The sequence below is a fragment of the Candidatus Amarolinea dominans genome (assembly GCA_016719785.1).
GTDB lineage: Bacteria > Chloroflexota > Anaerolineae > SSC4 > Amarolineaceae > Amarolinea > Amarolinea dominans.
In genome coordinates this window covers 40,264-62,096 of record JADJYJ010000020.1, presented here as the reverse complement: position 1 = coordinate 62,096, position 21,833 = coordinate 40,264, and the positions used below count along the sequence as shown (strand labels likewise).

The window sequence follows — 21,833 nt, the reverse complement described above, 5'->3', positions numbered from 1 at the left end:
TATGTGTGGAATTGCCGGCGTCTGCCGCAGCGATCAACAGCCCGTGGCGCAGGCGCAGCTCGAACAGATGGCGCACCTGCTGCGTCACCGCGGCCCGGACGATCAGGGCATCTACCAGAATGGGCCGACCGGGCTGGCCTTCCGCCGCCTGGCGATTCTTGATCTCTCGCCGGCCGGGCATCAACCGATGACCAACGAGGATGGCACCCTCTGGCTGGTCTTCAACGGCGAAATCTACAACTACCGCAGCCTGGTGAGCGAACTGGAGGCGGCCGGCCACATCTTCCGTTCGCGCAGCGACAGCGAGGCGATCCTGCACGCCTACGAACAGTGGGGCGACGACTGCGTGCTACACTTCGATGGCATGTTCGCCTTTGCCCTGTGGGATGAGGCGCGCCAGCGGCTGTTCGCGGCCCGCGACCGCTTCGGCATCAAGCCCTTCTACTACCATACCAACACGGAGCGCTTCATCTTTGCTTCGGAGATCAAGGCGCTGCTGGCCGACCCGGCCACGCCCCGCCGGCCCAACGATGATCGCCTCTATGATTACCTGGTCTACGGCTACCTCGATCACACGGCCGAAACGATGTTTGCCGACATTCGCCAATTACCGCCCGCCCATCGGCTCGTGGTGCGCCAGGGCCAGATCACCATCCAGCGCTACTGGGACCTGGACCCCGATCAGCGCCTGGACAACCTGAGCGATCAGGCCGCGATCGGCCGCCTGCGCGAGCTGTTCTTCGAATCGGTGCGCCTGCATCTGCAGAGCGATGTGCCCATCGGCACCTGTCTGAGCGGCGGACTCGATTCGTCGGCCATCGTCTGCGCCATCGCCCGCCTGCTCGACGCGGAGGGGGTTGATCGGGCCATGATCGGCGAGCGCCAGCGCACCTTCACCGCCAGCTTCGACGATCCGGCCTTCGATGAGCGCCGCTTTGCGCGTGAGGTCATTGCCCAGACCGGCGCGCAGGCTTATTTCGCCTTTCCGCGGGCCGAGGAACTGGGCGCGCTGCTGCCCGATCTGATCTGGCGCCAGGAAGAGCCGTTTGGCTCCACCAGCATCGTGGCGCAGTGGTGCGTCATGCAGTTGGCGGGACAGCAGGGCATCAAGGTGATGCTCGACGGCCAGGGCAGCGACGAGATTCTGGGCGGCTATCACCCCTTCTTCTCCGGCTTGTGGGCCAATCTCCTGCGCCGCGCCGATTTCGCCGGGCTGAGTCGTACACTGGCGGGCTTTCGCGGCCGCCATGGCGTGCCGCCCCGCATCCTGCTGACCGGCGCGCTGGGGCTGGCCTTGCCCGCGGCCCTGCGCAGCGCTATCCAGGTGGGCCGCGGCCGCACGCGGCCGGCCTGGCTGGGCCCGGCCCTGGCCACACACCCGCAGCCCTGGCTGGAGATGCCCGCGCCCTATCGTGATCCGCTGCGCCGCCAGATGTACCAGTATCTCACCACCCTGCATCTGCCCTCACTCCTGCACTACGAGGACCGCAACTCGATGGCCTTCAGCATCGAGGCGCGCGTGCCCTTTCTCGATCATCGGCTGGTCGAATTCGCCTTCGCGCTGCCGGCCCGCTTCATGCTGCGCGACGGCGAGACCAAATGGCTGCTGCGCCGGGCGTTGGCCGATGTGCTGCCGCCCGCGATTACGCAGCGCCAGGATAAGATGGCCTTTGGCACCCCGGAGGCGGCCTGGTTCCGCACGACGCTGCGGCCGCTCATGACCGAGATCTTCGCCAGCGCCCGCTTCCGCCAGCGCCCCTACTGGAACGCGGCCGTCGTTGACCAGATTTTCCAGGAGCATCAGGCCGGCCAGGCCGACCATCGCCTGCTCCTGTGGCGCTGGTTCAACACCGAACTGTGGCTGCGGCGGTTTATGGAGTAGGGAATGCAACCGGTTTTGATCGTGGTGCATGATTACCCGCCGATTTTATCGGCCGGGGCGGAGCGGATCGTGAAGTTCGCCCATTACTTGCCAGCGTTTGGCTTCCGGCCGCTGATTCTGACCACCGGGCGTTATGGCGGGCAGGCAACGGACGCGGCGCAGGGGGTTTTCCGCGCCCATGACCTGGTGCATACGCTGTTCAGCGGCCTGCGCGGGCGGGCCGCCGCGGACGTGGCGCAGGAGGCGCAGTTCCGCGTGGCGACGCTGAGCAGTCAGAGCCTGCTCGGCCGGCTGCGCGACCAGATCATGACGCCCGACACCAAGTTGGGCTGGCTGCTGCCGGCCGTGCGCCTGGGCAGCCGCGTGATCGCACAGCAGCGCCCGGCGCTCATCTTCAGCACATCGCCGCCCGAAACGGCGCATCTGATCGCCCGGCGGTTGGCGCACCGCCATCACCTGCCCTGGGTGGCCGACCTGCGCGACGGCTGGCTGTTCGAGCCGCCCAACCCGGCCGTGCGCCAGGCCGCCTGGCGACGGGCGGTCGAGCATCGCCTGGAAGCCGGCGTGATTGCATCTGCGCAGGCCATCGTCACTGCCACCGGCCCCATTGCCGATGACCTGCGGACGCGCTACCCGGCCGCGGCCGGGCGCATCCACACCATCACCAACGGCTTCGACGCGGCCGAGTTCCAGGGTCTGCAGCGCCAACGCCAGGCGGACGGTGTCTTCCGCCTGGTCTACACCGGCGCGCTGTCGGCCAGTCGGCAGGGCACCTCGGCCGCGGCCTTCTTTGCGGGCCTGGCGCAGTTCGTGCATGCGCAGCCGGCCATCCCGCTGCAGGTGATCGTGATCGGCGACACCAGCCCGGCTGAACAGGCGGCCGCGGCCAGCCACGGCCTGACGGGCGTCGTCAGCTTCCGGCCGGCCGTGCCGCGGCGTGAGGCGCACCAGGCGCAGCTCGACGCGGACGGGCTGCTGCTCATCACCGCGCCCGGCCAGCGCAGCGTCGCCACGCTCAAGCTGTTCGACTACATCGGCGCGGGCGTCCCCATCCTGGCCCTGGCCGCGGACAACGCCGCGGCCGCCATCGTGACGCAGTACGGCCTGGGTCTCACCGTGGCGCCTGATGATGCAGCCGCCATCCAACGCACGCTACACGAACTCGTGGCCCATCATCAGGCCGGCGCGGTGTGGCCGGGCTTTGCGGCCGCGCAGGAGCAGTTCGAGCGCCGTCAGTTGACCGGGCAGTTGGCCGCGGTGTTCAGGGATGTGCTGAAGGAAGGGTAGGGGAGCCTCACCTCAACCCCCGGCCCCTTCTCCTCTCCGCGGGGCGGAGAGGAGAAGGGGGGAAGCGAGAAGCGAATGATGCAACAACCAACGCTGTCGGTGATCATCGTCACCTGGAATGTCGGGCCGCTGCTGCTGCGCACGCTGGAGCGGCTGGGGACGCGTGCGCGGGGCTGACGTGGGAAACGATCGTGGTGGACAACGCGTCCGGCGACGGCAGCCAGCAGGCCGTGCGCGCCGCGTTCCCGGCCGTGACCTATCTCTACAACGATAGCAATCCTGGCTATGCGAAAGCGAACAACCAGGGGCTGGCGCGGGCGCAGGGCGACTTCTTGCTCCTGCTCAACCCGGACACCGAACCGGAGCCTGGCTCAGTGTCCGGCCTGGTGCAATTCCTGCACGCGCATCCGGCGGCCGGCATCGTCGGCCCCGCGCTGGTTCTGGCGGACGGCGCGCCGCAGCCGTTTGCCTTTGGCCGCGATCCCACGGTGACCTACCTGCTGCGCCGCAACCTGGCGCGCCTGCTGCGCACGGGGCCGCTGCACGATTGGGGCGCAACACAGGCCGCCCGCGTGGACTGGGTCAGCGGCGCGTGCCTGCTGGCGCGGCGCGCGGTCTTCAGCCAGATCGGCGGCCTGGACGAGGCGATGTTCATGTATTTCGAGGATAACGACTGGTGCCTGCGCAGCCGTCAGGCCGGTTGGGAGGTGTGGCGTACACCGGCCAGCCGCGTGGTTCACCTGGGCGGTCAGTCGCTCAAGCAGAACCGCCGCGCGCCCGCGGCCTACTACGCCTCCCTGCGCACCTTCTACCAACGGCACTACGGCCCGCTCGACCGCCTGGCCCTGGCGCTGCTGCTGCGCCTGCTGCCGACCGCCGATGCCTGACAGGATCAATGCCATGACCACGACGACGCCTACCATCGTGCTCGATCTGCGCACCGTGCAGGACCATTTTCCGGGCATCGGCCGCTACACCTTTCACCTGGCGCAGGCCCTGGCCGAGGCCGCGCCCGCCTGGCGCTTCGTCATGCTCACACAGCCGGGCGCAATCAACACCCGCTTCGACGTGACCGGCCTGGCGCGCCGGCCCAACGTGACCCTGCACGCCGTTTCGCAGGCCATCTTCTCCCCGCAGGAGCAGATCACCCTGCCCCGCGACCTGCCGCCCGGCGACCTGGTTCACTTCCCCTACTACATCTTCCCCTATCTCAGCCGGCGCCGCACGGTCGTCACGATCTACGACATCATCTCCCACCTCTACCCGGCCTACCTGCCCTCCGCGCTTCACCGCGTCGTCTTTGAGATCACCACCCGCCTGGCCCTGGCCCGCGCGGCGCACATCCTGACCCTGTCAACCTCGGCCGCGGCCGATTTGCAGCGCGTGTACGGCGTTGATCCCGGCCGCATCACCGTCACGCCGGCCGCGGCCGATGGCCGCTTCCGGCCCGCATCTGCGGACGCCATCCACGCCCTGCGTCAACGCCTGGGCCTGCCCCCGCGCTACGTGCTTTTCCTGGGCGCCAACAAGCCCCACAAGAACTTGCCGCGCCTGGTGGAGGCCTGGGGCAAGCTCAAGGCACAGGAGAGCGCCGGCGCCGCGCCGCACCCGCCAGGCCTGGCGCAGCAGGTTGGCCTGGTGCTGGCCGGTCGTGAAGACCCGCGCTACGTCGGCATCCGCGCCGCCATTGCCCAGGCGGGTCTGCAAAACGACATCCTTGTGTTGGGCGCGGTCAGCGAGGCCGATCTGCCGGTCCTGTACAGCGGCGCCGAGGTGTTCATCCTGCCCTCGCTCTACGAAGGCTATGGCCTACCGGTGATCGAGGCGATGGCCTGTGGGGTGGCGGTGGCGTGCAGTAACACCTCAAGCCTGCCGGAGGTGGTGGGCGGCGATGCCGGTGTCCTGTTCGATCCGGCTGACAGCGATGAGATGGCGGCCGTTTTGCGGCGCCTGCTGACCGACGGCGCCCTGCGCACCACGTTGCAACAGACCGGCCTGGCGCGTGCCCGTCAATTCACCTGGCAGCGCACGGCAGAGCTGACGCTGGCGGGATATGAGAAGGAATTCTGACGCCGCAACTCACTTGGGCAAACGGTGTTATGCTGTGGTAGTACAGTAAAATCAAGGATGGAAGAATTCAATGTCAGCAACGATGGTGGCAGCGGCAGCCGTGATTGGCTATCTGCTTGGCTCGATTCCCGTGGGATACCTGGTGGTGCGAGCCATGAGTGGAGTGGATGTGCGTACCGTGGGCAGTGGACGCACCGGCGGCACCAATGCCATGCGCGCTGGTGGTTTGGGCGCCGGTGTCATAACAGCCATCGGCGATATGCTCAAGGGCCTGGCGGCCGTTGCTATCGTGCGGCTGCTCAGCGGCGGCGTACCGGAGATCGAAGCCATCGCCGGCCTGGGCGCCGTGGCCGGTCACAACTGGTCGCTCTTCATGGGCTTCAAGGGCGGCGCCGGTACCTCGCCCAACATCGGCGCCTGTATGGTGTTCTGGCCGCTCTCGGCCCTATGGTTGGTGCCCATGGTGCCGCTTGGCGTCTTCGTCGTCGGTTACGCTTCCGTCACCTCACTGGTGATTGCCGCTGTGATTCCCATCACCTTTGCCCTGCGCGCGGCCGCCGGGCTGACCTCGTGGGTCTACGTCTGGTATGGCATCGCCGCCGCGCTGCTCGTCGTCCTGGCGCTGCGTCCCAACATCAAACGCCTGCTCAACGGCACCGAGCCGCGCGCCCCACGCATCGGACGCCGCACCCCCGACAAGCAGGCTTAACCAGCAATTGCAAATCCTGTTCATCCTGTCAATCCTGTCCAAAAAACTCGCACCGATCTATGCCGCGAGCCGCAGCCACGTCTCCCATTCTGGCTGCGGATCGCGATAGACCCCGCGCATCTCCGGCGGCAGCAGACCGGCCACGCGGCTCATGGCGGCGTCGGTCTGCAGCCGCAGATGCTCACGCGTCAGTTTGCCTTCGGGCCAGCGAAAACGAAACGGCGTTCCGTAGCGCAGATGCACAGGAACGGGCCGCAGGCGCTTGAAGGACGCGGTCAGCGCGGTGGAGCCGGTGATTGCCACCGGCACGATGACCGGATCGCTCTTGCGCGCCACGAAGGCCAACCCCTCCTTGCCCACCTGCAGGCTGGCATCCCTGCTGCGCGTCCCCTCCGGCGCCATCAGCAGCACATGACCGGCCGCCAGCACCGCCTCGCACGCCTTGATGGCCCGCACGTCAACCTCCCCGCGACGGATCGGAATGACCCCAAACCAGCGGATCAGCGCGCCAAAGAGCGGAATGTCGTAGTTTTCGATCTTGGAAATCGGCACGCCATAGCGCGGCAGCAGCGCCACCGTCACGAACGGGTCAATGGCGTGGATGTGGTTGAAAATGAGAATGACCGGCCCCTGCGCCGGCAGGTTGTCCAGCCCCTCGATGGTGGTGCGGCTCAGGGTGCGCACCACCGCGTAGAGAATGGGTTGCACCAGGCGCCGGCCCCAACGCGGTTTCCTGGGGTCCGCAACGGCCAGATAGCGATAGTCTTGATTCATCCTCATCTCCTATCCGCATGACGGCAACCAATTCGTGAAATTCGTGGCAAAAAATGCTCGCATTCTTCTTTCGAGGGACACGGATCAACACGGAAACGGCCCCCGCTCGTGGGGCGGGAGCAGAGCGGCCAGGTGTTCCATGATGAGGTCGCTGGCGTCGTCCAGGGCCTGGCGCCGGGCCGCGCCGTGGCCGGTGATCGTCAACGGGCCAAAGGGCCGGCCGATGGTCAGCGTGACGGGCGCGCGGCGCAGGCGCTTCCAGCAGCCGAAGACCTCCTGACCGCTGCCGGAGAAGGCCATCGGCAGAATGGGCACGGCCTGCTGCGCGGCCAGGAACGCCGTGCCCGGACGCGGCCGGATCAGCGCGGAGCGAAAGCTGCGGCTCTGCACCCCGCCTTCGGGAAAAATCGCCAGCACGCCGCCCTTTGCCAGCACGGCCGCTGCCATGCGCAGCGCCTTGCGGTCCACCTCCCCACGATGTACGGGGATGCCCGCGTAGCCGCGCACAATCCAGCCCACCCACGGATGCTCGAACATGTTGTGTGCGGCCAGGAATTCCACGTCGTAAGGCAGAAAGACCGGCGCCAGCGCCGGCTCGATCCAACCAAAATGATTGATTACCACGATCAGCGGCCCGCTGCTGGGCAAATTCTCCTGCCCGCGCACCGTCAAGCGCAGCAAGAAGAAGGCGGCCAGGCGCGCGAGGAGAATCAAGAAGCGCCGTTGCAGGCGCCGGCTCCAAGTCATGGCCGGCAACGCGGCAGTATCCTGCGGCATCAGTCCCTCGCCTCCTGCCAGGCGACAATCAGGCCCATGATCTGCTGCAGGACTTCGGGCGCCGACAGATCAGTCGAGTCCACAACCTGGGCGTCTGGCGCGGCGCGCAGCGGGGCCGTGCGGCGTCCGCTGTCGAAGGCGTCGCGCCGGCGCATCGCGGCCAGAATCTCCTCGTAGCTCACCGGCAGGCCGCGCTCACGGCCTTCTTCACAGCGGCGTCGTGCCCGCTCCGCTGGGGACGCGTCCAGGTAGATTTTCAGATCAGCGTCCGGCATGATGACTGTGCCGATGTCACGGCCCACCATGACCACGCGGCCGGCATGGCCGATGCGCCGCTGATGCATCTTCAGGGCATCGCGCACACGCGGATACGCAGAGACCACCGAGACATTGGCGTCCACCTGCGGCTGGCGCACGGCCCAGGTGACATCTTCGCCCCCGGCCAGGACCGTAGCCAGTCGGCCATCGCATGCATCTGCCGGCGCGACCACATCAATAGGCACCGTCAGGGCCAACTGCGCGACGGCGACCTCATCGCTGATAGGCACCCCGCGGGTTAGCGCCAGCCAGGTCACCGCGCGGTAGACCACGCCGGTATCGAAATAGAGATAGCCCAGGCGCTGGGCCAGGGCATGACCAATGGTGCTCTTGCCCGAGGCGGCCGGGCCGTCAATGGCAATGGTCGCGGGAAGGGCAGCAGAGGGCTGCGGGGCGCCAACGTTCATCAGGTTGATCTCTTGCGGCGCACGCGCGCGATGCGGCCTCCCGCGGACAAGGGGCGCGCCCGGCGCGGCCGGCTGTCGCTACCCGGATAGGGCGAACGGCCGCCAGAATCACGCCGGCCAGGGCCGCGGCTGTCCGCTTGACCAGGGGCCGCGGCGCGGTCAGCGCGCGGTGGGCGGGCTGAGCCGGTGCGGCGAACTGGACGGGCGCTGGCGTCACGGCGGGGTGCATCCGCGGCATCCGCGCGGCGAACTGGACGGGCGCTGGCGTCACGGCGGGGTGCATCCGCGGCATCCGCGCCCTCGGCGCGGCGGGGCGGACGCGCGGTATCTGAACGGCGCGGCCGGCGGGTGGCATCCGCACGGCGCCCTGGGCGGGCGCTGGCGTCACGGCGCGGTGCATCCGCGGCCTCGGCGCCCTCGGTGTGGCGCGGCGGGCGCGCGGCATCCGCGCTGGCGTCACGCCGCGGTGCATCGGCGGTATCCGCGCTGAGGTCAGTGCGATCCGGCGCCGGGCGGCGGGGCGGGCGTCCGTGGGCAGGACGGGGCGCCGGCTGTGCGCGACGGGGACCGCTGCGTTGACTGCGGCCAGGAACGACCGCCAAGTGCGTGCCGTGCGCAGCCGGTTTATCTTGCAGCACGCGGCGCAGGTGGCGTAGTTCGGTCAGGGTGGCATCACGCCACGCGCCGGCTTCGAGGTGTACCAGGCGCAGCGGCCCCAGACCCACCCGGATCAGGCGTAGGACGGGGTGACCAACGACCGCGGTCATGTGGCGAATTTCGCGCTTGCGCCCTTCGCGCAGCACCATGCGCAACCAACTGGTGGGCTGTGAGCGGGCATCGCTTGATCGCGCTAAGTAAGGCGGCGGGCCATCAACAATCTCCGCCTCGGCCGGTGCGGTCTTGCCGCCGCTCAGTTCGATGCCCTGACGCAGCTTGCGCAAGGCAATGGGGCCAGGCTTTCCCTCGACCAGCACCAGGTATTCTTTCGGATGCTCGTAGCGCGGATGGGTGAGCCGGTGGGCCAGATTGCCATCGTTGGTCAGCAGCATCAGGCCCTCGCTGTCGAAATCGAGGCGCCCCACCGGATAGAGGCGCTGAGGCACTTTGACCAGGTCAACCAGACACGGGCGGCCGTCGGTGCTCTCCGTATCCGAAAGATAGCCGGCCGGTTTGTAGAGCACGATGTAGCGCAACGCCTCGGAGCCGGTCAGCGGGTGCCCATCGAGCAGCACCGTATCTTTGTCCGGATCCACCCGTGTGCCCAGTTCGGTGACGACCTTGCCATTGACCTTCACGCGGCCATCCACGATTATCTCTTCGCACGCGCGGCGTGAGGCAACCCCCGCATGTGCCATGATTTTCTGCAGACGCTCTTCCATTACAATCTCCTCCCTACGATCTCCCCCGCTACGATCTCCCCGCTCTCCAACAGCGAACTTCCCGCTCGTCAGTACGCGCCCCACAGCAGCGGCTGCGTGCCCAGGTCCTGATCACCTTGCAGGAAATGAACCACGCCGGCCGGAGCGCCCGCCTGATCATTGTCATCAAGCAGACGTTCGCGCAGGGGCTGCACCCAGGGACGCTGCCAGCGCGGGATGAAAACCGTGGACGCTGGCCCAGTGGTCAGGAAACGCCATTCGCCCGCGCGGTCGCGTGCCCGGTTGAGCGCGCTGTCTGGCACGCTCAACGTCATCCAGCCATAAAACGACCGGTAATGCGCCAGCAGATCGTTGGCATCCGCGTAGCGCTGCGTGCTGCCCAGAATCACCACAATCGTGCGATGGCCGTCCTGATTCACCGACCCGATCAGACACTCGCCGGCCTCGTCGGTCGTGCCAGTCTTGACCCCATCCGCATGGGCGTCCAGGGTCAACAGCTCGTTGATATTGGTCAGCGCATAGCCGCCGGCGTTGTGGTTGACCGTGGCGACGATGCGCGCAAACACAGGATAGCGCAGCGCGCTGACTGTGAGCTGGTACAGATCACGCGCGCTGGCGTAATGGCCTGGCGCATCGAGACCGTGCGCATTCATGAAATGAGTCTGCGTCAGTCCCAATTCGGACGCCCGGCGATTCATCAGCGCAACGAACGCATCCTCACTGCCGGCGATGTCCAGGGCAATTGTCACCGCCGCGTCATTGGCCGAAACCAACAGCAGCCCATACAGCAGGTCTTCGACCGTGAGGGTTTCGCCGGCCTGCAGGTACATCGAGCTGCCGCCCACGGCCAGGGCTGCCGCGGGCACGGTTGCCACGCGATCCAAGTCGCCGCGCTCCAACGCCAACAGCGCGGTCATAATTTTGGTCGTGCTGGCCATGGGGCGTGGTACATCGGCCTGTTTTGCCATCAGCACCTGGTTCGTATCCACGTCGGCCACCAGCGCAGACTGCGCCTGCACAGCCGGCCATTGGGCAGCCTGGCGTATGCTGGAAACCTGGTGCGGGTACAGCCGCAGCGGCGAACGACTGCCATCACGCTGCACCGGTGGACCGGCGGCCACCGACAGCAAAGCCAGCAGGCTGATCAGACAAGGTAGCAAACGGCTCTGACTGACCGTGCGGCCCTTCTGCATCTTGCGACTCTCTTTGAGATGGCTGCTAAATCGCCGCATGACCAACCTTCGGGTTCGTGAAAACGGTGCGTCCCGTGCTTTTGCGCGTTTTCCCGGCAAAACGCGCCATCTCATTCACTTTCAATCCCTGGGTTGCGTGATGGCCGGGCGCAAAAAGAGCACCTCGGTGTCGAATTTACATCGGCCACCCGTCGGTGCCCTCGTGCCTCAAGGAAATATAGACTTATTTAGCGGGGGGACAACCTACGGCTCATTGACAGCCACGTCGTAGACGCGGACATTATTCAATGTGTTCGTTTCATCGGCCACGCAACCCACTTCGACGCGCAATTGATAGCGTGATCTGAGCGCGCCAGCCAGGTTGCCTTCGAAGCGAATAATGGCCGTTTCACGCCCGGCAATCACCGACGCATATTCAGTATGATCCAGCACCACAGAATCGGCATCATCACTGAGGATGACACGCACGGGCACATCATACTCCGGCGCATCGCCGCGATTTTCGATGACCACCAGCAGTCCGAGACGACCATCGTTCAGGACGGCCTTTTTGGAATCGAACTCGATGGCAGCCACGCGCACATCGCGCAGGCCCGCGGTGTCGGTACGATAATCGGTGTTGGCGTCAACACTCTTCTCAGCTGGGTTCTCTGTCACACGAACACAACTCGTCAATGACAAGAGAAGGCAGCCCAAGCAAAACCATCTGGTAATTTGCATACGATCCATCTTGAGAGATTATCTACCGGACGCGAGGATGGGTGAATTGGGAGAGCGGAGGAAAGGGATTGAAGTGTTGATCATGAGATCGTCCGCTATTTTCATATCAAGCTCCTGCCCAAGATCATACTGCGGATGGAGAAGTTTGTCAAGTATGCTGAAATCTGGGAACCTATCCCAAAAAGATAGCTTGACCCCTCGCGGGCGTCCTGGCTGGCATGCGGCCCAATGCTGCGGGCTATTGGGATCGGCTCTGAGCTTGTGATTGCTTTGACTTTTGGATGGGCCTATGCTAAACTGCCGTTCATGATGACCTTGCAAGTAGCTGTTGGACGACCGTACACCTTTCGTGGCGACGACCATCATCATCGCAAACCCGGACAGGTTCAGCCGTAACCGCGCCCGCTGGCGCCTGTCCTCAAGACTAGTTCGCTGAACTAGTCTTTTTTATTGTCAAAGCGAGGCTGTGTTGATACCAGGCCAGATACCCTACGGAGTGGGCGATCTTTTCCTTGAGGATGCCGCACACCAGCGCGCCCTGGAAACGCGGCTGCGCCAAACCTTCGCCGGTTGGGCTTACAGCGAGATCATTCCACCGACGCTCGAATATGCCGAGGTCGTTGCCGGGCCGGCCGGCAGCCAGTTGGCGAACACCATGATCCGCTTCGTAGATCGTGACGGCCAGACCCTGGCCCTGCGCCCTGATCTCACCATCCCCACCGCGCGCGCCGTCGGCACCAAGCTGTACGCGGAACCGCTCCCGCTGCGCCTGTTCTACATCGGCAATGTCTTTCGCTACGAAGAACCGCAGGCCGGCCGCCGCCGTGAGTTCAGCCAAGCCGGCTGTGAGCTGATCGGCGCCAGCACGGTCGCGGCCGATGTCGAAGTCCTCAGCCTGACCATCGCCGCGCTGCGCGCCGCCGGCCTGACCGACTTCCAACTGACGATCGGCCACATCGGGTTCTACCACAGCCTGTTGGCCGCGCTCAAGCTGACGCCAGAGGCCACCCTGACGCTGAGCGAGGCCATTGACCGCAAGCGCCAGGGTGATCTGGCGGCCCTCCTGCCCACGCTGCCGCTGACCTTGCCGGCGCGCCGTGCTCTGCAGACCCTACCGCGCCTGACCGGCGGCGCCGGGGTCTGCGCCCAAGCCCTGGAAATTTGCCTGACCACTGACATGGCGGCCGCGGTTCATCATCTGCAGGCCATCTATGCGCGCCTGGCCGCGGCCGGATTGGCGCCTCACATCAGCCTGGATCTGGGCGAGATCCGGGGCATGGCCTACTACACCGGCATCACCTTCGAAGGCTTCGCGCCGGGCAGCGGCGCGGCCATTTGCAGCGGCGGGCGATATGACAACTTGATCGGACATTTCGGCCCTGCGCTGCCGGCAGTTGGCTGCGCCCTGGTCGTGGACCGCGTGCTGCGCATTGCCCGTCAACAGCAGGCGCCCGCACACTCCCTGACGCCCGATTGGCTGATGGGCGTCGCACCTGCCGCGGACGTGACCGCACTGCAAGGCTGGATAGCCGGCCGGCGCGCCGCGGGTCAGGTCGTGGATGTGGATGTGCTCGGCCGCAGCGAAGATGCGCTGCGCACGCTGGCGCAGCAGCACGCCATTCCCCGCCTGCTCTGGCTACATGAAGAGGGCATCCATCTCCTGACCGCCAACAGCGCACAGGCCTGGGCGCTCGCCGACTTCTTGGCCGCACCACCGGAGGCGCTATGATGATCGGCGACGGACCGCGTGCCAACAGCCAGGGTATGGCGCTGCCAACTTCCACCTTCGACGCACGGCAGTTGACCATTGCCCTGCCCAAAGGGCGCATGCAGCAGCAGGCCCTGGCCCTGCTGGCGCAGATCGGCTACGGTCGCGACGCCGCCGATCCGAACGATGATGATGCGGCCCGGCGCCTGATCATTGCGGGCGCGGCCGGCCGCGTCAGCTACCTGCTGGCCAAGCCAGGCGATGTTCCGATTTATGTCGAGTATGGCGTGGCCGACCTGGGCGTGGTCGGCGAGGATGTGCTGGCTGAGAGCGGCCGCGATGTCTACGAGCCGCTGCGCCTGCCCTTCGGTCATTGCCGGCTGGTGGTGGCCGGTTGGGCCGAGCGCCCCTCGCGACCGCTGCGCCTGGAGTCGAATCCACGCGTCGCCACCAAGTACCCCAACCTGGCACGCGCCTATTTCCAGGGGCGCGGCATTTCGGCCGAGATCATCGCCCTGAGCGGGTCCGTGGAGCTGGCGCCGGTGGTGGGATTGGCCGACCTGATCGTTGACCTGGTGGAAACCGGCAACACCCTGCGCGCGCACGGCCTGGTGGAACTGCGCACCATCCTGGAATCGCAGGCCTGCCTCATCGCCAACCGCGCCAGCTATCGTCTCAAAGCCACCAGCATGACCGACCTGCTCGAACGCCTGCGCAGCGCGATCCAACCGACGGACCTTTGACACGAAATTTGCCATGCGGTGCTATAATTCACTCATGAGATAAGGTAAACAACCTGGTTGAGGTGAAACCATGACCGTTCAATCTATCACTACCCATTCTATCACTCGCCATGCTATCACTCTGCATCTGTCAGACGCCGTCATGCGCCGGGCGACGCAAGCGGCCTCCATGTTGCAAGCGCCGGTTGAGGAGATTCTGGCTTCGATGCTGGCCGTCACTCTTCCAGACACCGATGATGCACCGGTCTCTATACAAACCGAATTGGCGCGAATGACCTGGCTAAGCGATCAGACCTTGTGGCAGATTGCTCATCAATCGCTGCCGATGGAGCAGGCCGCACGCCTGAAAGAACTGTCTGCTCCACAGGCTGAGCACCCGCTGAGTCCCGCAAATCAGGCAGAACTCGATGCATTACGCCAGGAATACGGCCGCTACACCCTGCGCAAAGCACGCGCCTACGCGCTCTTGAGTCTGCGCGGCGGGCGCCCGCTATTGGTCAACCAATAATCTAACATGGCGCATATTCCGAAAACTCTGCGCCGCCGCGTCATGTCCACAGCCAAGTATCGTTGTGGCTATTGTCTGACTTCTCAATTGCTCAGCGGCGCGCAAATGCATATCGAACATATTATCGCTCAATCTCAAGGCGGTACGTCTGACGAAGCAAACCTTTGGCTCTCATGTGCCTGGTGCAACAGCTACAAGGGAGCGCAGGTAACCGGTGCTGATCCGGCAACAGGCGCCATCATTGCGCTTTTCAACCCGCGTACACAATCATGGCATGACCATTTTGCCTGGAGCGATGACGGCCTGTACATTGTCGGTACAAGCGCAACTGGCCGTGCAACTGTCGAAGCCCTACGCCTGAACAACGAGTTCATTGTACCTGCACGCCGTCAGTGGAAACTTGCCGGCTGGCATCCGCCGTTGGACGAAGAAACAAAACACTGAAAAACCTAGCGGAACCATGACAAGATCACTCATTCCAATCATTACCGACATTGGGCAGGCCCGACAGACGGTGCTGCGGCGGGCGGCCTGGGATGACCAGGAAGTGCCCGATGTCGTGCGCCGGCATCCGGCGGCGCTTTGGCGAGGAGCTGACGCCCGCGGCGGCCGTGGCCCGTGTCTTGAGCGATGTGCGTCGCCGCGGCGAGACGGCCGCGCTGGAATGGACGCAGCGCATTGACGGCGTTACCCTGGCGTCGTTGACGGTGAGCCGGGCGGAGCAGCAAGCCGCCCTGGCACGCCTGCCGGCCGCCCTGGTCGAGGCGCTGCAACTGGCAAAAGAACGGATCGAAGCCTTTCACCGCAAACAACCGATGGATTCCTGGGTGGACGCGGGCGCGGATGGCGTCCTGGGCCAACTCGTGCGGCCGCTCGACGCGGTGGGCGTCTACGTACCAGGCGGCACCGCGCCGCTGCCCTCGTCGCTGTTGATGGCGGCCGTGCCCGCGCGCGTGGCCGGCGTGACGCGCATCGTCGCCGTCACTCCGCCCGACCGCGCCAGCGGCCGCGTGCCCGACGTGATCCTGGCCGCGGCCGCGCTGGCCGGCGTGGATGAGCTGTGGGCCGTGGGCGGCGCGCAGGCCATCGGCCTGCTGGCCTACGGCGGCGCCACCCTGAAGGCGGTGGACAAGATCGTCGGCCCCGGCGGGCTGTTCGTCACCCTGGCCAAGCGCCAGGTCTACGGCGCGGTGGGCATTGACGGCATCCCCGGTCCCACGGAGACGATGGTCATTGCCGATGCCGGCGCGCGCCCTGCGCTGGTCGCGGCCGATCTGCTGGCGCAGGCCGAACATGATGTGCTGGCCTCGGCCATCCTGCTGACCCCGTCGGTGGAACTGGCCAGCCAGGTGCAGATCGAAATTGGTCGCCAACTCGAAGATCTGAGCCGGGCCGACATCATCGCGCAATCGCTCAGCGACCGCGGCGGCATCGTCATCACCGCCAGCCTGGCGCAGGCCGTGGAGTTGGCGAACGCGTACGCGCCGGAGCACCTTTGCCTGCTGGTGGAAGATCCATGGGCGCTGGTAGGCCAGGTGCGCCACGCGGGCGGCATTTTCCTGGGTGAAGGCTCGTTCGAAGTGCTGGGCGATTACGTGGCCGGGCCTAGCCACATCATGCCCACGGAAGGCTCCGCCCGCTTCGCCTCGCCGCTGAGCGTGGCCGATTTCGTCAAGCGCATCAGCCTGATCGGGCTGTCGTTGCCGGCCGGTCAACGGCTGAGCGCGGCCGCAGCCATACTGGCCGAGGCGGAAGGGCTTGACGCACACGCGGCCGCGGCCAGGCAACGCATGAAGGGGGACTGATGATGGATTATCCGAATTACGTACCCGCGGATCCACCCGACGCGGCGCTGCTGCTGACGCTCAACCAGGCGCTCTTCGCCGAAGATGGTTTGACCGCCTTTCCGCTGGCCGACCGTCAGCGCGCCATCGAGATGCTGCTTGAGGAGCCTGAGCGCTGGGGCGAAGTCTGGCTGATTCGGGACGGCGAGACCGTCGTTGGCTACACCATCCTGACCTGGGGTTTCACGGTGGAGTTGGGCGGCCCCTTCCTCCTGATTGATGAGCTTTATCTGCGGCCTTCGCACCGCGGGCGGGGCTGGGGCAGCACAACGCTCGATTTCATCAGCGACCGGGCGCGCTTTCATCGCGGCGTGGCGCTTCAGCTCGAAGTGGAACACCACAACGCCCAGGCCCGTGCGCTGTACGAGCGTAACGGATTCCAGTCGCACGCCACGCGCACCACGATGGAACTGCGCCTGGATGACGATTCAACGGCTGCGTTCTGAGCCGGCGCCGTGACGCGGAGAGAAGCATGGAAATTACTCAACCGTCCGGCTCGCGCCCTGGCCAGGCTGCGCACAGCTTCGAGCACCTGCTGCGGCCCGATGTGGCGGGACTTGAGGAGTACACGCCCATCCTGCCCTTCGAGGTGCTGAGCGAGCAGTTGGGCCGCCGGCCCGAGGAGATCGTCAAGCTGGACGCCAACGAAAACCCGTATGGCCCCGCGCCGGCTGTGCGCGAGGCGTTGACGGCCTTTCCGTTCTACCACATCTACCCGGATCCGGAGCAGCGTCACCTGCGCGCGGCGCTAAGCGCGTATGTGGGCGCGCCGGCCGAGATGATCCTGGCTGGGCATGGCGCGGATGAGCTGCTGGACTACCTGTGCCGCATTTTTCTGCGCCCCGGCGACGCGATCATCAACTGCCCGCCCACCTTCGGCATGTACAGCTTCGATGCGCAGCTCAGCAGCGGCCGCGTGGTGGAAGTGTGGCGCCGGCCCGACTTCAGCCTGGATGTGGCGGGCATCGAACAGGCCGCGGCCGGCCAGGGCGTCAAACTGCTCTTCCTGACCAGCCCCAACAACCCGGACGGCAGCCTGCTCGATCCGGCCGATCTGCGCCGCCTGCTGCGCCTGCCACTAATTGTGATCCTAGATGAGGCCTACATTGAATTTGCCGGGCTGGAGCACTCGGCGGTCTCATGGGTGGCCAGCCATGACAACCTCGTGGTCCTGCGCACCTTCAGCAAATGGGCCGGCATCGCGGGGCTGCGCCTGGGCTATGGCATCTTTCCGGTCTGGATCCTACGCCACCTGTGGAAATTCAAGCAGCCCTACAACGTCAATGTGGCCGCCACCGTGGCCGGGCTGGCCGCGCTGGCGCACCGGGCCGACCTCGCGCCGACCATCGCCGCGCTGATTGCAGAGCGTCAGCGCTTGCAGGTGGAACTGGCGCGCTTCCCCTTCTTGCAGCCCTACCCCAGTCAGGCCAATTTCGTGCTGTGCCGGGTGCAGGGTCGTGAGGCCACGGCGCTCAAACTGGCGTTGGCGCAGGCGGGTGTGCTGGTGCGCCACTATGCCAAGCCAGGCCTGGAGAACTGCATCCGCGTCAGCGCCGGTCGGCCCGCGGACACCGATGCGTTGCTGGCCGCGCTGGCCGGCGTTTGACGGTCCCGGCGCATGGCGCCAACGATGCAAGCCGGAGGCTGGCGTTACGGTGACGGCGCTGTCGGCGGCAGAGTTTGCTTCTCTCGTCCAACGTCGTCCGGCCAGGAGGCCGGACCTACGGGAACGATTGTCGCGCCGGTTCGCAGGTCGTCCACCGAGCGCACGGTGAAATCTGCGCCGGCCGCCAGCAGGTGGGCGGCCAGGGCCTCGCCACCCGTGACGCTGATGCCGATGGCGAGGAAAGAGCGTTCCTTGCGCGCACGTTGTGCGGCCAGCATGTCGTCCGGCGTATCGCCCAGGTAAGCGGCCGCCAGGGAACCGCCGGGATCGAGTTGCGCGCTGGCAGCGAGCAGCGGCCAGGGGGACGGTTTGCCCAGGCGAGCGGGCGCGCCGGCGGCCGCGGCGGCCGCCTCGGCCGCAACCACATCGTCATGCGTGACGCAGACCTCGAAGAAAGAGGCCAGACCCAGCCGGTGCAGCGCGTAGGCGGCTTCGGCACGCGGACGGCCGGTGGCAATGCCCAGGCGATGATCGCGCGCCAGCGCGGCCAGCGTCGCGGGGCTGACCAGCGGCGTTTCCGTCTCAACCAGACCGGCTGTGCGTCGGAAACGGGGCGCGACCGCAAAAAAGTGTGTGAACAGCGTCGGGCCGAAATAAATTTCCTGGAACAGGCGTAGGACGAGGTTGGTTGTCGTCAGGTCGCCGGCGTAGAACACCAGGTGTTGATTGCGGGCGCCCATGACCTGGCGCAGGCCAGGCAGTCCGCCGCCGGCCTGGCGCACCGGGCCAGTCAGGGAATCGAGGCGGTCAGCGGCTGCTTGCAGATGTGCGGCGGCGTTGACTGGAATCGGGATTTGCGCCAGATAGGCCAGGATGGCGTCCAGGTCAGGCAGGGGTGCAGGCGGCTCGGCCAGCGGCGGCAGTTGCGCCAGAAAGTAGCCAATGAGGCCGGCGGTCAAGTCCCAATCGTTGTTGAAGCCGCCCATAAGCTTGCAGGTTTCAACCAGGGCCGGCGTCACCAGACCCGGCGTCAAGTTCAGGCCCAGGCAGTCGCCCAGGTAAAATTGCACGGTTTGGATCACGACGGCGCGATAGGAAGAACGGACGTCCACCAGAACGCCGTCCATGTCGAAGATCAAAAGTGGTGGTAATGGCATAGGGGTAGTGTAATCGCGAAAGTACAAAGTGCAAAGTGCAGAGGGCAAAGCGCAGAGGGCAAAGCGCAGAGGGCAAAGCGCAGAGGGCAAAGCGCAGAGGGCAAAGCGCAGAGGGCAAAGCGCAAAACGCAGAGTGCAAGGCGCAGAGTGCAGAGTGCAGGGCGCACGTGAGGACGCCGAACACAGAACGTTGAAGGATCGCCAGCAAGACGGCGTGAACGCCAAGTCACGGTTCGCCTCGATGTTTTGCACTTTGTATTTTGTACTTTGCACTAACTTTTGAGCGCCAGGTCGCGAAGCACGACGATGCTTTGCACTTTACACTTTGTATTTTGCACTTCCTAAGGGAGGTATTCATGCGGACAGGTGAAATCAAGCGCAGGACGAACGAGACGGACGTTGTCCTGAAATTGGAGGTGGACGGCCAGGGTCGTTTTGCGGGGCAGACGGGCGTCGGCTTTCTCGATCACATGCTGGCGCTTTTCGCGGGGCACGGGCTGTTCGATCTGACGGTTACGGCGCAGGGTGATCTGCAGGTGGATGAGCATCACACGGTGGAGGATGTTGGCATCTGCCTGGGCAAGGCGCTCGACCAGGCGCTGGGCGATCGGCAGGGGTTGGTGCGCACGGCGCACAGCTTTGTGCCGATGGATGAGGCGCTCGGTTTTGTGGCGATTGACCTGGGGGGGCGCCCCTACTGCGTGGTAGACGCAACCTGGCACACGCCGCGGGTGGGGCAACTGGGCACCGACCTGATCCCCCATTTCTTCGAGGCGGTGGCGATTCACGGCCGCTTGAACCTGCACGCCCGCGTGCTCTATGGCCGCAACGATCATCACCAGGTGGAGGCCCTGTTCAAGGCCTTTGGCCGCGCCCTCGACGCAGCCACCCAACTCGACCCGCGGCGGCAGGGGGTGCCGTCAACTAAAGGCACGTTGAGCGCGTGATTTCCGTAGGCCCCCAGAGATGGGGTACACGTCAGCCAAGCCCACGATAAACCTGAAGCAAACCAAAGGCCAAGAGCGCCAGCGCGGAGATGCCGAGAAGGGTACGGTTGATTTGCGGGCCGAGCGGTCGCGCCAGGCCGAAAAGCAGGGTGATTCCCGCCAGCGCGCCGACCAGGGTTGCGTAGAATCCGAACAGGAAGGCAGCACCTGAGATGGGCGCTTCCTGCCAGCCGCTGAGCAGGATGGGGCCGGTGACGAGGCTCCAGTAGATGTACGGGCCGGGGTTGAGCGCGTTCATCAAGGCGGCGTGCCACACGCTCTGCCGCTGGCTGGGGCCAACCCGCTGCCAGCGCGAGGCGTCGAACGAACGCCAGGCCCGCCAGGCGCCCCAGGCCAGGTAGAGGATGAAAAGTCCACCGGCCAGGTAGAGGCCGCGCTGCAGCCAGGCCGGTATGCGGCTGAGCAGCAAGAGCACCAACAGGATGATGGGGCCGTCGCTGATGAGCGGAGCAAAGGCCGCGGGCAGCGTACGCCGCCAGCCATTTTGCATGGTCTGCGACAGCAGGTAGGCCTGGAACGGCCCGGGCTGCGCCGCGGCGGCCAGCCCGAAACCGATGCCCTGAAGCAGATAGAGCCACATGCCGGGCACCGCTAGTGCGCCAGCGCGGTCACGAAGCGGGCGAACAGTTCATCCGCATCGTGCGGGCCGGGGCTGGCTTCGGGGTGATACTGCACCGAAAAAACGGGACGATCCTTGAGGCGCAGCCCCTCAACCGTGCCGTCGTTCAGATTCCAGTGCGTGACTTCGACCTCAGGGGGCAAGCTGTCCGGGGCCACCGCGTAGTTATGATTCTGACTGGTGATCTGCACCCGGCCGCTGACCAGGTCCTTGACCGGCTGATTGCCGCCGTGGTGCCCGAACTTGAGCTTGTAGGTGCGGCCGCCCAACGCCAAACCCAGAATCTGGTGCCCCAGGCAGATGCCGAAGAGCGGGATGTCGGTTGTCAGGAAGCGCCTGACCGCCGCTGCCGCATAGGTCACGGCCGCGGGGTCGCCCGGCCCGTTGGAGAGGAAAATGCCGGCCGGCGCCAGCGCCAGCACCTCGTCGGCCGGCGTATCAGCCGGAACCACCACCACGCGGCAGCCGTAGCTGGTGAGGCGGCGCAGGATGTTCCATTTGCTGCCAAAGTCGTATGCCACGACCAGCGGCGCGCCAACCGCGACCGCATGCGCCTGGGCAAGCTCCCAGGCCGGCGCGGCGCCTTCTTCCCAGGTGTGCGGATGAGCGCAGGTCACCTCTTTGACCAGGTCGCGGCCATCCAGCCCGGCCCAACGCTGCGCCAGTTCCACCAGACGCGCCGCGGGCGTTCCATCGGTCGCAAGCGCGCCCTTCAGCACCCCGGCCGTGCGCAGGTGACGGGTGAGGCTGCGTGTGTCAATTTCGCTGATGCCGGGAATGCCGTGGCGCGCCAGGTAGGCCGGCAGCGATTCGGTGGCGCGCCAGTTCGATACCAGCGGGCTGATTTCGCGCACGATGAAGCCCTGCACCCACGGCCGGCTCGATTCGACATCCTCCGCGTTGACCCCCACATTGCCGATGTGCGAGGCGGTCATCACGACCATCTGCCCGTGGTACGACGGGTCCGTCAGCACCTCCTGGTAGCCGGTCATGCTCGTGTTGAAAACCACCTCGGCCACGGCCGTGGCGACGGCGCCGAAGCCCTCACCGTGCAGAATCGTTCCATCTTCCAGGGCCAGTATGGCTTTCATAGCTTTCATAGCTTTCATCCTTTCCGTCGGGGCA

The 21,833-nt window shown here is 65.8% G+C and carries 22 protein-coding genes and 1 pseudogene; 14 read left to right on the top strand and 9 right to left on the bottom strand.

The annotated features are described in order from the left end of the window. The first annotated feature begins 1 nt into the window (after position 1). From asnB to IPM84_19390, 5 genes are all read left to right on the top strand, one after another. Positions 2-1,882, top strand: coding sequence for an asparagine synthase (glutamine-hydrolyzing) (gene asnB, locus IPM84_19410; protein ID MBK9094890.1), 1,881 nt, complete (start codon positions 2-4; stop codon positions 1,880-1,882). A gap of 3 nt (positions 1,883-1,885) precedes the next feature. After that, positions 1,886-3,169, top strand: coding sequence for a glycosyltransferase (locus IPM84_19405; protein MBK9094889.1), 1,284 nt, complete (start codon positions 1,886-1,888; stop codon positions 3,167-3,169). Positions 3,170-3,363: 194 nt separating this feature from the next. Then, positions 3,364-4,056, top strand: a complete 693-nt coding sequence (locus tag IPM84_19400) for a glycosyltransferase family 2 protein (protein MBK9094888.1) — start codon at positions 3,364-3,366, stop codon at positions 4,054-4,056. A gap of 13 nt (positions 4,057-4,069) precedes the next feature. Continuing rightward, the gene (locus IPM84_19395) at positions 4,070-5,239 is read left to right on the top strand and encodes a glycosyltransferase family 4 protein (protein ID MBK9094887.1); all 1,170 of its coding nucleotides are present in this window, start codon (positions 4,070-4,072) and stop codon (positions 5,237-5,239) included. Between the two features lie 70 nt (positions 5,240-5,309). Then, positions 5,310-5,948 carry a glycerol-3-phosphate acyltransferase gene (locus IPM84_19390; GenBank protein MBK9094886.1) on the top strand — a complete coding sequence of 213 codons (639 nt, stop codon included), beginning with the start codon at positions 5,310-5,312 and terminating at the stop codon, positions 5,946-5,948. A 57-nt stretch (positions 5,949-6,005) separates the two neighbouring features. On the opposite strand, the gene IPM84_19385 is transcribed toward IPM84_19390, so the two are convergent. The 6 genes from IPM84_19385 to IPM84_19360 all read right to left on the bottom strand — a co-directional run bounded on the left by IPM84_19385 (position 6,006) and on the right by IPM84_19360 (position 11,453). After that, positions 6,006-6,722, bottom strand: coding sequence for a 1-acyl-sn-glycerol-3-phosphate acyltransferase (locus IPM84_19385; protein MBK9094885.1), 717 nt, complete (start codon positions 6,720-6,722; stop codon positions 6,006-6,008). A gap of 84 nt (positions 6,723-6,806) precedes the next feature. Further along, complete coding sequence (locus IPM84_19380) at positions 6,807-7,499, bottom strand: 1-acyl-sn-glycerol-3-phosphate acyltransferase (protein ID MBK9094884.1); 693 nt, start codon at positions 7,497-7,499, stop codon at positions 6,807-6,809. Next, the gene (locus tag IPM84_19375) at positions 7,499-8,224 is read right to left on the bottom strand and encodes a (d)CMP kinase (protein MBK9094883.1); all 726 of its coding nucleotides are present in this window, start codon (positions 8,222-8,224) and stop codon (positions 7,499-7,501) included. Before IPM84_19375 ends, IPM84_19380 begins: the two co-directional genes overlap by 1 nt. Beyond that, positions 8,224-9,603, bottom strand: a complete 1,380-nt coding sequence (locus IPM84_19370; GenBank protein MBK9094882.1) for a pseudouridine synthase — start codon at positions 9,601-9,603, stop codon at positions 8,224-8,226. Before IPM84_19370 ends, IPM84_19375 begins: the two co-directional genes overlap by 1 nt. A gap of 68 nt (positions 9,604-9,671) precedes the next feature. Then, the gene (locus tag IPM84_19365) at positions 9,672-10,835 is read right to left on the bottom strand and encodes a D-alanyl-D-alanine carboxypeptidase (GenBank protein ID MBK9094881.1); all 1,164 of its coding nucleotides are present in this window, start codon (positions 10,833-10,835) and stop codon (positions 9,672-9,674) included. 204 nt (positions 10,836-11,039) lie between these two features. After that, positions 11,040-11,453 (bottom strand): hypothetical protein, encoded by a 414-nt coding sequence (locus IPM84_19360; protein ID MBK9094880.1) that lies wholly within the window; start codon positions 11,451-11,453, stop codon positions 11,040-11,042. Positions 11,454-11,982: 529 nt separating this feature from the next. Between IPM84_19360 and hisZ the strand changes: the two genes are divergently transcribed. From hisZ to hisC, 7 genes and pseudogenes are all read left to right on the top strand, one after another. Further along, complete coding sequence (gene hisZ / locus IPM84_19355; protein MBK9094879.1) at positions 11,983-13,245, top strand: ATP phosphoribosyltransferase regulatory subunit; 1,263 nt, start codon at positions 11,983-11,985, stop codon at positions 13,243-13,245. 35 nt (positions 13,246-13,280) lie between these two features. After that, positions 13,281-13,967 (top strand): ATP phosphoribosyltransferase, encoded by a 687-nt coding sequence (locus IPM84_19350; GenBank protein MBK9094878.1) that lies wholly within the window; start codon positions 13,281-13,283, stop codon positions 13,965-13,967. A gap of 70 nt (positions 13,968-14,037) precedes the next feature. Next, positions 14,038-14,475 carry a hypothetical protein gene (locus IPM84_19345; GenBank protein MBK9094877.1) on the top strand — a complete coding sequence of 146 codons (438 nt, stop codon included), beginning with the start codon at positions 14,038-14,040 and terminating at the stop codon, positions 14,473-14,475. Between the two features lie 6 nt (positions 14,476-14,481). Next, on the top strand, positions 14,482-14,919 hold the full coding sequence (locus IPM84_19340; protein MBK9094876.1) for an HNH endonuclease: 438 nt from the start codon (positions 14,482-14,484) through the stop codon (positions 14,917-14,919). A gap of 16 nt (positions 14,920-14,935) precedes the next feature. Continuing rightward, positions 14,936-16,280 (top strand): annotated as a pseudogene (gene hisD / locus IPM84_19335) (histidinol dehydrogenase). Beyond that, on the top strand, positions 16,280-16,765 hold the full coding sequence (locus IPM84_19330; protein MBK9094875.1) for a GNAT family N-acetyltransferase: 486 nt from the start codon (positions 16,280-16,282) through the stop codon (positions 16,763-16,765). The pseudogene hisD and the gene IPM84_19330 overlap by 1 nt, the downstream one beginning before the upstream one ends. A gap of 26 nt (positions 16,766-16,791) precedes the next feature. Continuing rightward, entirely contained in the window at positions 16,792-17,925 is a 1,134-nt protein-coding gene (gene hisC / locus IPM84_19325) for a histidinol-phosphate transaminase (GenBank protein MBK9094874.1), read from the top strand. Between the two features lie 44 nt (positions 17,926-17,969). Here hisC and IPM84_19320 read toward each other — a convergent pair whose 3' ends face one another. Further along, positions 17,970-19,082 carry an HAD hydrolase-like protein gene (locus IPM84_19320; GenBank protein ID MBK9094873.1) on the bottom strand — a complete coding sequence of 371 codons (1,113 nt, stop codon included), beginning with the start codon at positions 19,080-19,082 and terminating at the stop codon, positions 17,970-17,972. Between the two features lie 35 nt (positions 19,083-19,117). Between IPM84_19320 and IPM84_19315 the strand changes: the two genes are divergently transcribed. Together IPM84_19315 and hisB are read left to right on the top strand one after the other, a co-directional pair. After that, on the top strand, positions 19,118-19,276 hold the full coding sequence (locus tag IPM84_19315; protein ID MBK9094872.1) for a hypothetical protein: 159 nt from the start codon (positions 19,118-19,120) through the stop codon (positions 19,274-19,276). 162 nt (positions 19,277-19,438) lie between these two features. Continuing rightward, complete coding sequence (gene hisB, locus IPM84_19310; protein MBK9094871.1) at positions 19,439-20,029, top strand: imidazoleglycerol-phosphate dehydratase HisB; 591 nt, start codon at positions 19,439-19,441, stop codon at positions 20,027-20,029. Positions 20,030-20,060: 31 nt separating this feature from the next. Here the strand turns inward: hisB and IPM84_19305 are convergent, their stop codons facing one another. Then, positions 20,061-20,669, bottom strand: a complete 609-nt coding sequence (locus tag IPM84_19305) for a LysE family transporter (GenBank protein ID MBK9094870.1) — start codon at positions 20,667-20,669, stop codon at positions 20,061-20,063. An 11-nt stretch (positions 20,670-20,680) separates the two neighbouring features. Continuing rightward, positions 20,681-21,799 (bottom strand): glutamine-hydrolyzing carbamoyl-phosphate synthase small subunit, encoded by a 1,119-nt coding sequence (carA, locus tag IPM84_19300; GenBank protein ID MBK9094869.1) that lies wholly within the window; start codon positions 21,797-21,799, stop codon positions 20,681-20,683. Between the last annotated feature and the right edge of the window lie 34 nt (positions 21,800-21,833).

Excerpts from the sequence above, each read along its gene's own strand:
- asnB (MBK9094890.1), top strand. The coding sequence starts at position 2 with ATGTGTGGAATTGCCGGCGTCTGCCGCAGCGATCAACAGCCCGTGGCG.
- IPM84_19405 (MBK9094889.1), top strand. The coding sequence starts at position 1,886 with ATGCAACCGGTTTTGATCGTGGTGCATGATTACCCGCCGATTTTATCG.
- IPM84_19395 (MBK9094887.1), top strand. The coding sequence starts at position 4,070 with ATGACCACGACGACGCCTACCATCGTGCTCGATCTGCGCACCGTGCAG.
- IPM84_19390 (MBK9094886.1), top strand. The coding sequence starts at position 5,310 with ATGTCAGCAACGATGGTGGCAGCGGCAGCCGTGATTGGCTATCTGCTT.
- IPM84_19385 (MBK9094885.1), bottom strand. The coding sequence starts at position 6,722 with ATGAATCAAGACTATCGCTATCTGGCCGTTGCGGACCCCAGGAAACCG.
- IPM84_19380 (MBK9094884.1), bottom strand. The coding sequence starts at position 7,499 with ATGCCGCAGGATACTGCCGCGTTGCCGGCCATGACTTGGAGCCGGCGC.
- IPM84_19375 (MBK9094883.1), bottom strand. The coding sequence starts at position 8,224 with ATGAACGTTGGCGCCCCGCAGCCCTCTGCTGCCCTTCCCGCGACCATT.
- IPM84_19370 (MBK9094882.1), bottom strand. The coding sequence starts at position 9,603 with ATGGAAGAGCGTCTGCAGAAAATCATGGCACATGCGGGGGTTGCCTCA.
- IPM84_19365 (MBK9094881.1), bottom strand. The coding sequence starts at position 10,835 with ATGCGGCGATTTAGCAGCCATCTCAAAGAGAGTCGCAAGATGCAGAAG.
- IPM84_19350 (MBK9094878.1), top strand. The coding sequence starts at position 13,281 with ATGGCGCTGCCAACTTCCACCTTCGACGCACGGCAGTTGACCATTGCC.
- IPM84_19345 (MBK9094877.1), top strand. The coding sequence starts at position 14,038 with ATGACCGTTCAATCTATCACTACCCATTCTATCACTCGCCATGCTATC.
- IPM84_19340 (MBK9094876.1), top strand. The coding sequence starts at position 14,482 with ATGGCGCATATTCCGAAAACTCTGCGCCGCCGCGTCATGTCCACAGCC.
- IPM84_19330 (MBK9094875.1), top strand. The coding sequence starts at position 16,280 with ATGATGGATTATCCGAATTACGTACCCGCGGATCCACCCGACGCGGCG.
- hisC (MBK9094874.1), top strand. The coding sequence starts at position 16,792 with ATGGAAATTACTCAACCGTCCGGCTCGCGCCCTGGCCAGGCTGCGCAC.
- IPM84_19320 (MBK9094873.1), bottom strand. The coding sequence starts at position 19,082 with ATGCCATTACCACCACTTTTGATCTTCGACATGGACGGCGTTCTGGTG.
- hisB (MBK9094871.1), top strand. The coding sequence starts at position 19,439 with ATGCGGACAGGTGAAATCAAGCGCAGGACGAACGAGACGGACGTTGTC.
- IPM84_19305 (MBK9094870.1), bottom strand. The coding sequence starts at position 20,669 with ATGTGGCTCTATCTGCTTCAGGGCATCGGTTTCGGGCTGGCCGCCGCG.
- carA (MBK9094869.1), bottom strand. The coding sequence starts at position 21,799 with ATGAAAGCCATACTGGCCCTGGAAGATGGAACGATTCTGCACGGTGAG.